This window comes from Microbispora sp. GKU 823 (assembly GCF_002027145.1).
In the GTDB taxonomy this organism is placed as follows: Bacteria; Actinomycetota; Actinomycetes; order Streptosporangiales; family Streptosporangiaceae; genus Microbispora; species Microbispora siamensis.
On record NZ_MWJN01000051.1, the window covers coordinates 1 to 14237 of the forward strand.

Consider the following 14237-nt stretch of genomic DNA (forward strand, 5'->3'; position numbering starts at 1 on the left):
CGCAGTCGCGCCGGTCCCGCGCTGCCCGGCCTGATCGCCGCGCTGACCGTCGCCGGGCACGGGACGGACGCGCAGCGGCGGGCGCTTGCGCCGTTCGGCGAGGGGGAGGAGGTGCTGACCGTCGCGTTCCGCGAGGCCGGGGCGGGCCCCGGCGACCCGCCGGCCGCGATCGCCAGGGACGGCAGGATCACCGGGCGGCCCGGAATCGTCCCGTACGCCGCCGAGGCGTCGGCCATCCTCGTGCCCGCGCTCTCCGGCGGCGAGGCCGCGCTGTTCCTCGTACGCCCTGGGGACGCGCAGGTGCGGCCGGTGGCGACGACGACGGGGGAGCCCGCGGCCGTGGTCACCCTGGAGGACGCGCCGGGGGAGATGGTGGGGGAGCCGGGCGGCGCGGCCGTCGCCGCGCTGCGGCTGAACACCCTGGCCGCCGTGACCGCGACCGCCTCCGGGGTCCTCGCGGGCGCGCTCGCGCTGACCAAGGGACACATCGCCACGCGCAGGCAGTTCGACCGGGTGCTCGCCGAGTTCCAGGCCGTGACCATGCAGATCGCCGACGTCTACATCGCCTCACGGGCGCTCGACGTCGCCATGTGGACGGGCGTGTGGCGGCTGGGCGAAGGGCTGCCCGCGGAGCGGGACCTGGCCGTCGCCGCCTACAACGCGGCCGCAGATGCCGTACGGGCGCTCTACACCTGTCAGCACCTGCACGGCGGCATCGGGCTCGACCTGACCTATCCGCTGCATCGTCACTTCGGCCTGGGCAAGCACCTCGCCCATCTGCTCGGCGGCGAGCAGGCCCAACTCGACCTGATCGGAGCCCTGGTCTGATGTTCATCGAACTGACGGCGGAGCAGCGGCGGCTCCGCGACGACCTGCGGGACTACTTCGCGTCCTGCCTGACCGCCGAGCAGCGCGCCGAGATCGGCCGCGACCCGTTCGGCGAGGCGTACATGGCGCACTGCCGCAGGCTGGGCCGCGACGGCAAGCTCGGCCTCGGATGGCCGAAGGAGTACGGCGGGGGCGGCTACGGCCCGGTCGAGCAGCAGATCTTCACCAACGAGGTGACCCGGGCCGAGGTGCCGTACCCCCTGATCACGTTGCAGACGGTCGGCCCGACGCTGATGCGGTACGGCACACAGGCGCAGAAGGAGTTCTTCCTGCCGCGCATCCTGGCCGGAGAGTGCCACTTCGCGATCGGCTACAGCGAGCCGGAGGCGGGCACCGACCTCGCGTCGCTGCGGACGACGGCGGTGCCGGACGGCGACCACTACGTGGTCAACGGCCAGAAGGTGTTCACCTCGGGCGCGCACCACGCCGACTATGTCTGGCTGGCGGCGCGCACCGATCCGGCGGCGAAGAAGCACCGCGGGATCACCATGATGATCGTCGACTGCACGGACCCCGGGTTCTCCTGGACGCCGATCATCACGATGGACGGCCGCCACCACACCAACGCGACGTACTACTCGGACGTGCGCGTCCCGCTCGACATGGTCGTCGGCGAGGTGGACAAGGGCTGGGACCTGATCGTCAGCCAGCTCAACCACGAACGCGTCACGCTCGGGCCCGCCGGCAACATCGGGCACACTCTCGACCGTTTCGCCCGCTGGGCGAGGACCAACCGGGGACGCGACGGCGCGCCGCTGTGGGAGCACCCCGACGTACGGCGGGCCGTCGCCGAGGTGTACGCGTACTTCCGCACGAACGAGCTGCTGAACTGGCAGGTCGCGGCGTCGATGGACCTCGGCTGGCTGGGCGCGCCCGACGCGTCGGCCACCAAGATCTACGCCTCCGAGCGGGTGCAGGACGTCGGCCGGATCGTCGGCGACACGCTGGCCCGCTTCGGCGATCCGTACGACGAGGAGACGCGCGATCTGATCGAGCGGGTGGACCGGGGCGTCAAGGGCGCGCTCGTGCTCACCTTCGGCGGCGGCGTCAACGAGGTCCAGCGCGAGTTGATCGCCATGCTCGGGCTCGGGCTGCCCAAACCGCCACGATGAGGACGCGCCCGGCGCTACCGGCGTTCCGGGCTCAGGGCGTGAACACCGTCGGCACGTTGAAGAAGACGATCAGCGCGATGATCAGGCAGATCAGGATGCCGACGACTTCCCACAGCCAGTCGTAGTGCCGGTCGCCCTTGCCCCGGCGGCCCCTGCCCGCGCCGTTCTCGCCGTACGGCCTGCCCGTGCTCCTGCTCGCCGTGTTCCTGCTCGCCGTGTGCTTGCGGCCCGGACGGCGGGAGGCGGCGGGCGCGGGAACGCGGACCGCCGCGGCGGCCGGGTGCACCAGGGTGTCCGTCTTCGCCGGAGGCTCCTCGACGGCACGGTCGCCGTCCGCCTCCGCCGACGGCTCCTCGGCGGGGAGGAAAGGCTCGGCGAGCTGTTCCGAGGGTCGCTCGGCCTCCCGGGGCGCGGGCGCGAACGCGTCCACGGGGGGAGCGGCCGGGAGAAGCGACTCGGCGGGCGGCGTCAGCGGGGCCTCGTCGGACGGCTCCTCGGTCCCTGGCAAGGCGCCGGTGGACCCGGCCTGCCGCGGCGTGCCCGCCGTCTCGGCCGTACGGAACGCGTCGAAGGGCACGGCGAAGCGGAGCGTGTCGAACAACGCCTCCAGTGGCTCAGCCGGGCGCGGGGCGGCGCCGAAGGCGTCGACGGTTCTGCGGGGCGCGGGTGGTGCCGAAGGCGTCGAACGGCTTGGCGGTGGTCTCCGGGACCTCCGGGGCGGGCGGCGGCGTGGCGGGCGCGGTCTGCGGGGGCTCCTGCGCGGACGGCTGCGGCTCCACGGGTGCGGCCAGGGCCGCCGGTCGCTCCGCGGGCGTGGGCCGCCCGGCGCGCTTCCTGCGCAGACGGCTCTCGCCGAGCGAGTTGAGCAGCGCACCGCGCAGCCGGGGCATGGGCTCGGTCGTCGCCTCGTGCTTGGCCTTGCGCCGCGAGCCCTGGGGCTGCGCGATGGCGTCGGTCTTGACCACGCACGTGTTGGTGACCTGGTCGGGGTCGCTCAGCGGCAGCGGCCAGGTCGGAGTGGTCGGCCACAGCCTCTTGGTGACCAGCCCGGAGGACTGCTCGCCGCCCGTCGTGGCGCTCCCCGGCTCCTCGTACGGCAGCGCGGAAAGCACCCGGTCGCGTACGGACGCGCCCGGCCGCCGCCAGGGCAGCCGGGCCAGCACGTCGCCGAGGGGGGAGACGCCGATGGCGTCGTAGACCTCCGCGACGGAGGCGGGCACGAACGGCGCCGACCTCGCGGCGGTGACCGCCGTCTCCAGCGTCTGGGCGAAGCGGCGCGCCGCTCCCGCGATCAGCTCCTCGGCGGTGTCGGCCGCCACGTCGAGGACCAGCGCCAGTTCGGGCGCCGTGAGGCCGCACACCTCCGACAGCAGCAGGACCTCCCGCTGGTGCGGCCGGATGTCCCGGAACACCCGCTCGATCAAGGAAGTGGCGGGATCGGCGACGGAGTCGACGGCCGGTAGCGCGTAACTGACGTCCCGGCGGTAGATCTCACGGCGCGCCAGCGCGTACAGCGCGGCGCGCGAGGGCGGCTCGGCGGTCGGAGCGGCGGTGAAGACGGCCACCACGGCGTCGGCGGCGGACGCGGTCTCACCGAGCTGGTCGTGGCAGTAGGCGAACAACCCCGCGGCGTGACGCTCGTAGAGCTCGGCGATCAGCTCGCTCCTGGAGCGCTGACCGGTGAGCGGTGGAGTCACGACCGGCTCCTCTGTATTTCGTGGCTGGTCCTATCGGAGGGACGCGGCGGAGGGACGGGAGAGGCGTGAGAGTAATCATGCCAACACATCACCGCGCCACGCATCATGAGATGCCCTATTGATAGATATCTAGGCCCGGATATCGGAGGTTCCCACCGTAGGCTGGCCGCCGGGTGGTGTGTCCGGAACGGGTCGCGTTTGGATATCGGGGAGGTTGACGGGGAAGAGCGAGTAGGCCTCCCGACGTTGCCTTGGTCGCACACTCTTTCGAAGGGCGAGACGGCGTGATCACGTTCGAAGACGTCACCAAGCGCTACCGGGACGGCACGGTGGCCGTGGACGACCTCAGCATGGAGGTGCCCACGGGTGCGATCACCGTGTTCGTGGGCCCCTCCGGCTGTGGCAAGACCACGTCGCTGCGGATGATCAACCGGATGATCGACGCCACCTCCGGCCGCATCACCCTGGACGGTCAGGACGTGCGCGAGATCGACCCGGCCACGCTCCGGCGCGGCATCGGGTACGTGATCCAGCAGGCGGGCCTGTTCCCGCACCGCAAGATCGTGGACAACGTGGCGACCGTGCCGTACCTGCTGGGCTGGAACAAGAAGAAGGCGCGCGCCCGCGCGATGGAGCTGCTCGAGCTGGTCGGGCTCGACCCCGGCCTGGCCGGCCGCTACCCCTTCCAGCTCTCCGGAGGGCAGCAGCAGCGTGTCGGTGTGGCCCGGGCGCTCGCGGCCGACCCTCCGGTGCTGCTCATGGACGAGCCGTTCAGCGCCGTCGACCGATCGTGCGGGCCAGCCTCCAGGACGAGCTGCTGCGGCTGCAGTCGGAGCTGCGCAAGACGATCGTGTTCGTCACCCACGACATCGACGAGGCGGTCAAGCTCGGCGACACGGTGGCCGTCCTGCGCGTCGGCGGGCGGCTGGCCCAGATGGCCGGCCCGGCCACGCTGCTCACCGAGCCCGCCGACGACTTCGTCCGCGAGTTCCTCGGCCGCGACCGCGGCATCCGGCGGCTGTCGTTCATCTCGGCCAAGGAGGTGCGGCTGAGCCCGGCGCGTCCGACCTGGAGACCGACGAGAACGGCGGGCCGCTCGGCTGGCGGACCGCGGACGGGCTCGCGGCGTACGGCACCTTCAACCCCGAGACCGACTCGCTGCGCGTGGCGCTCGACGCCGCGTTGCTGTCGCCCAACGGCACCGCGGTCGCCGTGGACGAGGAGGGCCGCGTGCGCGGTGTGGCCGGCCGGGACGCGATCGACGAACTGCTCGCCGAATACGCGCCGCCCGCCGCGGGCCCCGCCCGGGGCGGCGCAAGCGGCTCGGGCGGCGGCTCCTCCTCCGGCGCCGGCGACTCCGAGGGGGCGCCCGCGTGACCGAGGAGCCCCTGGTCCGCTGGGACTGGATCGCGCGCAACTGGGCCAACGGCGGCCCCACCGCGATCAGCGCCCTGCTGGAGAACCACGTCGTGATGGCCTTCCTGCCCGTGCTGTTCGGGCTGGTCGTGGCCCTGCCGCTGGGCCTGGCCTGCGTACGCTGGCGCTGGCTCTACCAGCCGACGGTCGCGCTGATGAACGTCACCTACTCGCTGCCGTCCCTCGTGCTGTTCTCGATCTTCCTGTCGATCACCGGGCTCACCCGGTCGACCGTCGTCATCCCGCTCACGTTCTTCGCGCTCGCGGTCCTGATCCCCGCCGTGGTGGACGGCCTGGCCTCGGTGCCCGACCCCGTACGGCAGTCGGCGGTGGCCATGGGGTTCCGGCCCGTGCGCCGGCTGCTCCGGGTCGAGTTGCCGGTCGCGGTGCCGGTGGTCCTGGCCGGGCTGCGGGTCGCGACCGTGTCCAGCATCAGCCTGGTCAGCGTGGGCGCGCTGATCGGCCAGGGCGGGCTGGGCAACCTGTTCATCGACGGCTGGCAGCGGCAGTTCTACACGCCCATCGTGGTCGGGATCGTGCTCATCGTCGTGCTCGCCGTGCTCGCCGACGGGCTGCTCGTGCTCGCCCAGCGGCTGCTGACCCCCTGGTCCCGGGCGAGGAGGACGGCGTGAACTGGCTGGCCGACTTCTTCGGCGACGCTGCGCACTGGTCGGGCCCGGACGGCATCCCGGTCCGGCTGCTGGAGCACCTGGAGTTCTCGGCGGCGGCCTTCCTCGTCGCGGCGCTGATCGCCGTGCCGCTCGGCCTGCTCATCGGCCACACCGGCCGCGGCGCGCTGCTCGTCGTGGTCGCGGCGAACGCCGCCCGGGCCCTGCCGACGCTCGGCCTGCTCGTGCTCGTGGTGCTGCTGGCGGGCGTGGGGACCGTCCTGCCGGTGCTGATCCCGCTGATCGTGCTCGCGGTCCCGCCCATCCTGGTGAACACGTACGAGGGCGTGCGGGGGGTGGACGCCGACCTGCGCGACGCCGCGTACGGCATGGGCCTGCGCGGGCGTCAGGTGCTGTTCCAGACGCTGACCCCGGTCGCGCTGCCGCTGATCCTGCTGGGCCTGCGCCTCGCCGCCATCCAGGTCGTCTCGACCGCCACGGTCGCGGCGTTCGTCGGGCTGGGCGGGCTCGGCCGGTTCATCATCGACGGCCTGGCCACCAAGACCTACGCGGACGTGATCGGGGGAGCGGTCCTGGTGGCCGCCCTCGCCCTGGCCGTCCAGTTCGCCTTCGTCCTGCTCGACCGGGTGGTCGTCTCGCCCGGTGTCCGCCAGGTCCGCTAATCTCGATATTATCCCCCTAGAATGAAGGGATTTTCTGGTATGAGGCGTATTATCGGCGTCGCGGCGGTCGCCCTGGCCGCGGCGCTCTCGTTATCGGCCTGCGGGGGCTCCGACCCGCTCTCCACGACCGCGTCCGCCGCACCGTCGGAGTCGGGCTCGGGCGGCGCGGCCGCGGCCAAGGTCGTGGTCGGCTCCTTCAACTTCCCCGAGAGCGTCCTGCTCGCCTCGATCTACGCCCAGGCCTTGCAGGCCAAGGGGGTCACGGTCGAGGAGAAGCCCAACATCGGCAGCCGCGAGGTCGTCTACGATCAGATCAAGAGCGGCGGCCTGACCGTGCTGCCCGAGTACGCCGGGTCGCTGCTGGCGTTCGTCGACAAGTCCAGCACGGCCAGGACCAAGGACGAGATCCTCTCGGGCCTGAAGGCCAAGCTGCCCCCGGAGCTGGAGATCCTGGAGCCCGCGGCGCCGAGGACAACAACTCCCTCACGGTCACCAAGGCCACGGCCGACAAGTACAAGCTGACGACCATCGAGGACCTGGCCAAGGTGGCGAAGGACTTCGTGGTCGGCGGGCCGCCGGAGTTCAAGCAGCGCCAGGAGGAGAACTTCAAGAACGTCTACGGCCTGGAGTTCAAGCAGTGGAAGCCGACCGGGGACACCACCGCTGACGCGATCAAGAGCGGCACGGTCCAGGTGGGCAACGTGTTCACCACCGACCCCAAGATCGTGCTGAACGGCCTCGTGCCGCTGCAGGACAACAAGAACGCCTTCGGCTCGGAGAACGTGACGCCCCTCGTCTACAAGGCCGGGGTGAACGACACCGTGACCTCCACGCTGAACGCGGTCTCCGCCAAGCTGGACACCCAGACGCTGGTCTCCCTGATGAAGCGGATCTCCGTCGACAAGGACGACCCGCCCGTGGTGGCCAAGGACTGGCTGACCCAGAACGGCCTGCTGTGACGTGAGCGGGGGCCCGAGTCCTCCGGGCCCCCGCTCCGCTCACCAGTTCAGCGGCAGCGTGGCGATGAAGTCGTCGAGCCGCTGGGAGATGATCCGGTGGTCGTGGGCCGAGGGGTGCCAGTCGCAGCCGCCGTAGTCCAGTTCCGAATTGTCGTAGTACCAGTAGCGGACCCGGTCGTCGCCCCGCTCGTTGCGTTCCTGGACGATCTGCCGCGCCGCGTCGGCGAATGCCGTCGTGTTGTACATGTAGGTGGCGCTGACCACGATGACCGCGCGCTTGCCGTACCGGGCCCGGAGCTTGTCGATGAAGCCGTGATAGGCGGTCTTGTACGCGGCGACCAGGGTTTCCGGCGTCCACGGCTCGCCCGGGTTGATCGCGGTGGAGAAGTCGTTGATGCCGAGGCCGATCACGACCAGTTGCGGGTGCCAGGTGCCCGGGTTCTTCCAGACGTCGCCGGGCACGCCGATCAGGGCCCGGTCGTAGTAGGTGCGGTAGTCGGTGCCCGGTTCGAGACCGTTGTAGTTGCGCACCATGCCGCGGCCGGAGAAGGCGTTGATCTGGTAGTCGGCGCCGAGGCGGCGCGCGGTGAGGGCGCCGAAACTGAGGTCGCTGTTGGTGTTCCTGTCGATCTGGCCCGGCGCAGGGCAGTCGCGGGTGTCGGACATGTTGCCGTAACCGGCGGTGTAGGAGTCGCCGATGAACTCGATCTGCCGGCGGCGATCGGCCGGAGGGGGAAGGACGGCGCCGCCGGGGGCGGCGACGAACCCGCCGAACTCACCGGTGGACCACGGGCTCTCGGTGCGCTTGACGAGCCGCACGCTGTGCACGCCGCGGCTCAGGTTCCCGGCCCAGTACGTGGTGCGGCCGGGGGTCACCAGGGTGGCGACGGTGGCGCCGTCGATCTGGACGTCGTAGTCGTTCACCGCGTCGTCGATCACGATCCCGACCCCGGTGCCGCGGAAGCGGCCCTCGAAGTAGACGCCGGGCCAGCTGTACCGCACCGAGTTCCCCACGACCTCGACCCTGCCGGCGGTGTGCGCCGTGGCCGACAGGGCAGGCGCGGGTTTGCCTACCGCCGTCGTCTCGGGCGAGGTGGTGGCGTGGGCGGCCGCGGGCAGCAGCGCGGCGGTCAGCGCCAGCACGGCCTGCGCCGCCTTGAGCGTGTGTCGCACGGTCTCTCCTTCTCCCCGCCCGCGCGCCGCGGGCCGTCACACCCGGCCGGGCCTCGTGCGGGCGGCACTGAACGTTTCACGGACGCGGGTGCGGCGACGGGTGCCGATGGCGACCGCGGCGCGGCGGCACGACGGGCCGCCTGGCCGCGGATCTTCGGCCGGGGCGCGGATGACGTGGGGGTCAACGCCCACCCTTCGCGTCGGATCGGACGAGGCCGCCGGCGAGACCGGAAACGCTCCCCGGGCCGGCGCCGAGTGCAGAGTGATCGCCCCCGCCCTGATCGTCAAGACCGCGCCCCGCCGGCCCACCGGCTCGCCGCCCGGCGTGCCTCGTTCAGCCGGAGAGGGCGAGTGCGACGACGTCGGCGACGGCGCCGTCGGCGCACGCGCCGACCACGACGTCCGCCGCGGCCCGGACGTCCGGGTGGCCGTCGCCGACCGCCACCCCGAGCCCGGCCACCGCGATCATGTCGATGTCGTTGGGGTTGTCCCCGACCGCGGCGATCTGGTCGAGCGGCACGCCGTGGGACGCCGCCAGCGCGCGGAGCGCGGTGCCCTTGGTCGCGCCCTCCGGCAGCACCTCCAGGTAGGTGGCCTCGGACCGGACCGTCACGGTGCCGGGGATCGCCAGGTCGGGGAGCGGATCGCCGATCAGCATGCACTTGGTGATCCCACCGGGCGGCAGGGCCGACCAGTCGCCGGGATCCCGCAGGTCGATGCCGTCGCGCCGGGCGTAGTCCCGCAGCTCGGGCACGTCGTCCACGGCCAGCGCCTCGCCGCCGCAGAACGCCACCGGATAGACGCCCTCGGGCAGGTCGCCGAACATCTCCAGCAGCGTCCGCCACGCACGCGGCGGCAGGTGACGGGAGCGCAGCACGGCTCCCGTGCCGAGGTCCACCGTACGGGCGCCGTTGTAGAGGATCGCCGCCCCGTCGAGCCCGAGTTCGTCGTAGAACGGCCGGGCCGACAGCTCCATCCGCCCGGTCGCGATGACGACCTCCCCGCCCGCGGCGCGGAAGCGGCGCAGCGCGTCCCTGCTGGCCGGCACCATGGCGAGGTCGCGCCCCACGAGCGTGCCGTCCAGGTCGGTCACGATCCAGCGGATCACGAGGCCGCCTGTCCCGAGGCCGCCCCCGCCGCCACCGCGGCCGAGATGTCCGGGAAGACCTTGGCCATCACCGACCCGGCGAGGTCGAACCCCCCGACGCACGCCACGTAACCGCCGGGGGTGAAGACGCTGCCGGACAGCGGGACGAACACGCCGCCCGCCTGCCGGACCAACAGCGACCCGGCCGCCACGTCCCAGGCGTTGATGTTCGTGCCGTGCGCGACGTCGGACCAGCCGGCGGCGACGTGCGCGAGCTTCATCGCCGCGCTGCCTGGCCGGCGGGTGGTGGCGAAGGCGTGCTGGATGCGGGCGAACCGGTGCAGCGCGTCGTCGCCTTCCGCCGTGAGGTCGCGGGGAGTGGGGTAGCTGGACAGCAGCACCGCCTCCCGGTCGGTGCGGGCGCCGGAGCTGCGCAGCGGCACGCCGTTGCAGAAGGCCCCGCCGAGCGAGGCGGTGAACTCGTCGTCGCGCACCGGGTCGTAGACGACGCCCGCCACCACCTCGTCGTCCACGGCGGCGGCGATCGAGGTGCAGAAGAACGGCAGCCCGGCCGCGAAGTTCGCGGTGCCGTCGATGGGGTCGACGTACCAGCGGACCTCGCCCTCGCCGCGTACGCCGCCCTCCTCGCCGACCACCACGCTGCCGGGGCACAGGCGGTCGATGACCTCCCGGATGCGGGCCTCGGCCGCCTTGTCGTGCTCCGTCACCGGGTCGTGGAAGTCGCGCTTCGTGGTGATCTCGGGTCTGGAGCGGAAGGCGTGGCAGAGCAGGTCGCCGACCGATCTGGCCGCCCTGACCGCGATGGCGGCCAGCTCACGAGAGGTGTTCAGGTCCATGTCTCCTCCAGAAGGGTCAGCAGGCCGCGCGGGTCCTCCACGGTCGCCTGGGGGCTCTGGCGCACCCGGTAGGGGATCTTGTCGGTGCTGCCGGAGACCATCAGGATGGTCGCCCCGACTCCGGCCCTGGCGCCGCACACCACGTCGCGGTCGTAGTTGTCGCCGACGTACCAGACCTGTGCGGGGTCGGTGCCCAGGGCCCGGCAGGCGATCCAGATCATCTCGGGGTTGGGCTTGCGCACGCCGACCTCGTCGCTGTAGACCTGCACGGCCACCCGGCGGTCGAGCCCGGCCGTCGTCATGAAGTCGCGATGGACGGCGCCGCACAGCGCGTTGCTGACGATCGCCGGGGTGACGCCGTGCGCCCAGCAGGCATCGAGCAGTTCCTCCATCCCCGGCCGCAGCTTGCGCCCGCTGCGCAGCTCGCCCATCCGGCGGCACAGCGGGGTCGCCTCGGCGGTCACCAGGGTGCGGGCCTGCTCGGGCCAGTCGCCAGCGACGTAGTCGGCCCAGAACTCCCGGTGTGTCATCTCCTCGGGCGCGAACCGCCGGGAGGTCGAGTCCTTCCAGTACTTGTCGGCGCGCGCGCCCGCGCGGATGTCGCTTTCGACCTCCTCCGCGGTGAGGCCGTCGAAGCCCGCCCGGCGCAGGAGTCCGTGCACCTCGGCGGCGAGCTCGGCCGCCCAGGAGGGGCGGCGGGTGGTCTCCGCGATCACGCCGCCGAAGTCCAGCAGCAACGCCACGGGCCTGGTCACGCCACAGCTCCCATTCCGTCCCAGGCGGACAGCCGCGCGCCGTCCGCGCCGAACAGGTGCATCCGCTCGGTCCAGCAGGTCACCACGTCGCCGGGGGCCGCCTCGACCGGGGTGTAGGACACCGCGTACAGCTCGGTGTCGAGCACGCGCAGCCGTACGGTCCAGGACGACCCGGCCGGCAGCACGGCCTCGACGACGGCCTCCTCGCACCAGGTGGCGCCGGGCGGCGGGCCGAGGCGCAGCGCTTCGGGCCGGATGCCGACGGCGGCGGGGGAACACTCCGGGAGGCGGGACTCGGTGAAGCGCAGCAGCGACCCGGCCAGGCCGGCGGGGGACGTCCCGACGTCGACGATCGCCATCGGCGGGCTGCCGACGAACTCGGCGACGAAGCGGTTGGCGGGCCGGTCGTACATGTCCATCGGCGCGGCCACCTGCTGTAGCTCGCCCTCGTTCATCACCGCGACGTCGGTGGCCATCGTGAGGGCCTCCAGCTGGTCGTGGGTGACGAAGACGATCGTCGCGCCCGACTCCTCGTGGATGCGCTTGAGCTCGGCGCGCATCTCCAGGCGCAGCCGGGCGTCGAGGTTCGACAGCGGCTCGTCGAGCAGCAGCACGGAGGGGTTGACGGCGAGCATGCGGGCGAGCGCGACGCGCTGCTGCTGGCCGCCGGACAGCTGGGAGGGGTAGCGGTCCATGGCGGCGTCGACGTGCACCATCTTCAGCGCCGCCTCGGCCCTGGCCCTGCGCTCGGGGGCCGGCACCTTGCGCATGCGCAGGCCGAACTCCACGTTGTCGCGTACGGACAGGTGGGGCCACAGCGCGTAGTTCTGGAAGACCAGGCCCATGCCGCGCTTCTCCGGCGGGACGTACAGGCCGCGTTCGACGGAGTCGAGCACCCGGTCACCGACGGCGATGGTGCCGGCCGTGGGCTGCTCCAGACCGGCGATCATGCGCAGGGTCGTGGTCTTGCCGCAACCGGAGGGCCCGAGAAGGCACATGAATGCGCCGTCGGGGACGGTGAGGTCGAGGTTCTTCACGGCGTGCTCGCCGCCGCCGTAGCTCTTGGCGACTCCGGTCAACGTGATGGCTGGCATCTATCCTCCTAGCCCGGACGCCAGGCTGCTCTTGGTCAGCCGCTGGGTCAGGTACGTCATGGTGAAGGAGACCAACGCGATGACGAGGACGACCGCGTTGGCGAGCTGGGTGTATCCGTAGTCCACGAGGCCGATCGACAGCGTCGTGAGCAGTTCCGTGCCGGTCGTGGTGAGCATGACCACGATGCTGAGCTCCTTGAGCCCGGAGATGAACGGCAGCACGATCCCGGTGACGAGCGCGCCCTTCTGGATGGGGAAGATGATCCGCCCCATCCGCTGGAACCAGGGGGCGCCGGCGATCTGCGCCGCCTCCTCCGGCTCGCGGCCGAGCTGGGTCATCGCCGCGATGCCCGAGCGCGAGCTGTACGGCAGGTGGGTCACCGCCATGACCAGGATCAGCAGGAACGTCGTGCCGTACAACGCGGGGATCGGGCCGCGGGCCACGGCGAACAGCGACAGCGATGCGGCGGCGAACGCGATGCCGGGGACGAGGTAGGGCAGGAAGGAGACCTGGCGGAGGAAGAAGGCGACGCGCGGGGCCGTCCCGCGCACCACGACGTACCCCACCAGCAGCCCGGCGACCGCGCAGATCACCGAGGCCAGACCGACGATGCGCAGGGAGTTCCACGCCGCCGCCCACAGTTCCGAGCCGCGGAAGACGCCGTGCGGGAACCCGACCGCGCCTGGCAGTCGCTCGGCGAACCAGTAGTCGAGGGTGAAGGTCGACAGGTCCAGCGGCGTACGGGTGACCGTGGACAGCAGCAGCGTGAAGACCGGGACCAGCACGCTCACGCCGAAGACCACCAGGCCGAGCGCGAACGCCGGCCAGCGCAGGCGGCGCAGGTCGCTCAGCCGGTCCATGCTGCCCTTGCCGCCGACCGTGACGAACCGGCGGTGCTCGCGGGTCATCCGGGTGTCGGCGAGCACGATCACCACCCCGATGATCACGATGACCGTGGCGAGCACCGAGGCCACGCCCGTGCTGCGGTCGCGGATCGACTGGAACAGCCCCGTCGACAGCACCCGGAAGTCGGCCGGCAGCCCCAGCACGTACGGCGTGCCGAACGTGCCGAGCACCCGGCCGACCACCAGCAGCACGGCCGACGACAGCGCGGGGAGCATCAGCGGGATCATGATGCGCCGCACGACCGTGCGCTGCGGCGCGCCGAGGATGCGCGCCGAGTCCACGAGCTGCGCGTCGATGCGCCGCAGCGCGTTGCCGACCAGGAGCAGCACGAACGGGTAGTAGTGCAGCCCGAGGGTCACGATGATCGGCAGCGCGCCGTACGCCAGCCAGTCGGGCGTGTGCACGCCCCGCGCCTGGAGGAACCCGACCTGACCGCCGGCGCGCTCGTTCTTGAACAGCGTGAGCCACGCCAGCGAGAAGGTCCATGACGGCAGCATGTACGGGATCACCAGCGCGCCGGCCAGCCACTTGCGTCCCGGCACGTTGGTGCGGGTCACCAGCCACGCCATGCCGCCGCCGAGGACCAGGGCGAACAGCACGGTGCCCAGCGCGACCACCAGCGTGTTGAGCAGCGGCTGCCAGAACAGCAGCCCGCTGATCTGGGAACGGAAGACCCGCCAGAGGTAGTAGCCGGTCCACTCGCCGACCGCCTGCCCGGCGTGCACGTCGTCGCCGTACTGCAGGCGGAAGGCGTCGGACAGCACGGCGACCAGCGGCGCCACGACGAGATAGCCGAGCAGGACGACGAGGATCAGCCCGAGCGCGGCGGTCGGGTCGTGGCGCAGGACGCGCAGCCGATAGAGCAGCCTGCGCGATCTGGGTGGTCGGGGCGGCGTCTCCGCCTTGGTCACAACAGCCATGGGGGGTACTTCCTTCGAGGTCGGGGACCGCCGGGGTGCGGGGCCCCGCTTTCAGCGTTGCCGGGATGTCGGGAAGGGGCG

Annotated in this window: 13 protein-coding genes and 2 pseudogenes; 7 read left to right on the forward strand and 8 right to left on the reverse strand. The window is 72.1% G+C overall.

The window, feature by feature from the left end:
* Positions 1 to 828: acyl-CoA dehydrogenase family protein (locus B1L11_RS25030; RefSeq protein ID WP_143737519.1), on the forward strand; the 828-nt coding region annotated here is incomplete at its 5' end.
* A complete protein-coding gene (locus B1L11_RS25035; RefSeq protein WP_079316749.1) occupies positions 828 to 2000 on the forward strand; it encodes an acyl-CoA dehydrogenase family protein in 1173 nt (390 codons plus the stop codon). The genes B1L11_RS25030 and B1L11_RS25035, both read left to right, overlap by 1 nt.
* A gap of 31 nt (positions 2001 to 2031) precedes the next feature.
* Here B1L11_RS25035 and B1L11_RS25040 read toward each other — a convergent pair whose 3' ends face one another.
* Together B1L11_RS25040 and B1L11_RS25045 are read right to left on the reverse strand one after the other, a co-directional pair.
* Positions 2032 to 2601, reverse strand: a complete 570-nt coding sequence (locus tag B1L11_RS25040) for a hypothetical protein (RefSeq protein ID WP_079316750.1) — start codon at positions 2599 to 2601, stop codon at positions 2032 to 2034.
* 13 nt (positions 2602 to 2614) lie between these two features.
* Positions 2615 to 3697, reverse strand: coding sequence for a hypothetical protein (locus B1L11_RS25045; RefSeq protein WP_079316751.1), 1083 nt, complete (start codon positions 3695 to 3697; stop codon positions 2615 to 2617).
* A gap of 284 nt (positions 3698 to 3981) precedes the next feature.
* Here B1L11_RS25045 and B1L11_RS25050 point away from each other — a divergent pair.
* From B1L11_RS25050 to B1L11_RS51865, 5 genes and pseudogenes are all read left to right on the forward strand, one after another.
* Positions 3982 to 5074: pseudogene (locus B1L11_RS25050) on the forward strand (ABC transporter ATP-binding protein).
* Positions 5071 to 5745: an ABC transporter permease gene (locus B1L11_RS25055; protein WP_204047219.1), complete on the forward strand. Its 675-nt coding sequence runs from the start codon at positions 5071 to 5073 to the stop codon at positions 5743 to 5745. Before B1L11_RS25050 ends, B1L11_RS25055 begins: the two are co-directional and overlap by 4 nt.
* A complete protein-coding gene (locus B1L11_RS25060; RefSeq protein ID WP_079316752.1) occupies positions 5742 to 6404 on the forward strand; it encodes an ABC transporter permease in 663 nt (220 codons plus the stop codon). Before B1L11_RS25055 ends, B1L11_RS25060 begins: the two co-directional genes overlap by 4 nt.
* Positions 6405 to 6443: 39 nt before the next feature.
* The gene (locus B1L11_RS51860; protein WP_256862864.1) at positions 6444 to 6926 is read left to right on the forward strand and encodes a glycine betaine ABC transporter substrate-binding protein; all 483 of its coding nucleotides are present in this window, start codon (positions 6444 to 6446) and stop codon (positions 6924 to 6926) included.
* Positions 6920 to 7363: pseudogene (locus tag B1L11_RS51865) on the forward strand (glycine betaine ABC transporter substrate-binding protein); the annotation flags it as partial. The gene B1L11_RS51860 and the pseudogene B1L11_RS51865, both read left to right, overlap by 7 nt.
* Before the next feature lie 39 nt (positions 7364 to 7402).
* Here the strand turns inward: B1L11_RS51865 and B1L11_RS25070 are convergent.
* From B1L11_RS25070 to B1L11_RS25095, 6 genes are all read right to left on the reverse strand, one after another.
* Positions 7403 to 8536, reverse strand: coding sequence for an SGNH/GDSL hydrolase family protein (locus B1L11_RS25070; RefSeq protein ID WP_218671287.1), 1134 nt, complete (start codon positions 8534 to 8536; stop codon positions 7403 to 7405).
* A 334-nt stretch (positions 8537 to 8870) separates the two neighbouring features.
* A complete protein-coding gene (locus B1L11_RS25075) occupies positions 8871 to 9644 on the reverse strand; it encodes a Cof-type HAD-IIB family hydrolase (protein WP_218671288.1) in 774 nt (257 codons plus the stop codon).
* Positions 9641 to 10480 (reverse strand): inositol monophosphatase family protein, encoded by an 840-nt coding sequence (locus B1L11_RS25080; protein WP_079316753.1) that lies wholly within the window; start codon positions 10478 to 10480, stop codon positions 9641 to 9643. Before B1L11_RS25080 ends, B1L11_RS25075 begins: the two co-directional genes overlap by 4 nt.
* Positions 10471 to 11235 (reverse strand): HAD family hydrolase, encoded by a 765-nt coding sequence (locus tag B1L11_RS25085; RefSeq protein ID WP_079316754.1) that lies wholly within the window; start codon positions 11233 to 11235, stop codon positions 10471 to 10473. Before B1L11_RS25085 ends, B1L11_RS25080 begins: the two co-directional genes overlap by 10 nt.
* A complete protein-coding gene (locus B1L11_RS25090) occupies positions 11232 to 12329 on the reverse strand; it encodes an ABC transporter ATP-binding protein (protein ID WP_079316755.1) in 1098 nt (365 codons plus the stop codon). The genes B1L11_RS25085 and B1L11_RS25090 overlap by 4 nt, the downstream gene beginning before the upstream one ends.
* Positions 12330 to 14156, reverse strand: a complete 1827-nt coding sequence (locus tag B1L11_RS25095; protein ID WP_079316756.1) for an iron ABC transporter permease — start codon at positions 14154 to 14156, stop codon at positions 12330 to 12332.
* Positions 14157 to 14237 lie beyond the last annotated feature (81 nt).

What these genes read in the sequence shown, in the direction of transcription:
- B1L11_RS25080 (WP_079316753.1), bottom strand. Translation starts at nt 10,480, where the DNA reads ATGGACCTGAACACCTCTCGTGAGCTGGCCGCCATCGCGGTCAGGGCG.
- B1L11_RS25095 (WP_079316756.1), bottom strand. Translation starts at nt 14,156, where the DNA reads ATGGCTGTTGTGACCAAGGCGGAGACGCCGCCCCGACCACCCAGATCG.
- B1L11_RS51860 (WP_256862864.1), top strand. Translation starts at nt 6,444, where the DNA reads ATGAGGCGTATTATCGGCGTCGCGGCGGTCGCCCTGGCCGCGGCGCTC.
- B1L11_RS25090 (WP_079316755.1), bottom strand. Translation starts at nt 12,329, where the DNA reads ATGCCAGCCATCACGTTGACCGGAGTCGCCAAGAGCTACGGCGGCGGC.
- B1L11_RS25035 (WP_079316749.1), top strand. Translation starts at nt 828, where the DNA reads ATGTTCATCGAACTGACGGCGGAGCAGCGGCGGCTCCGCGACGACCTG.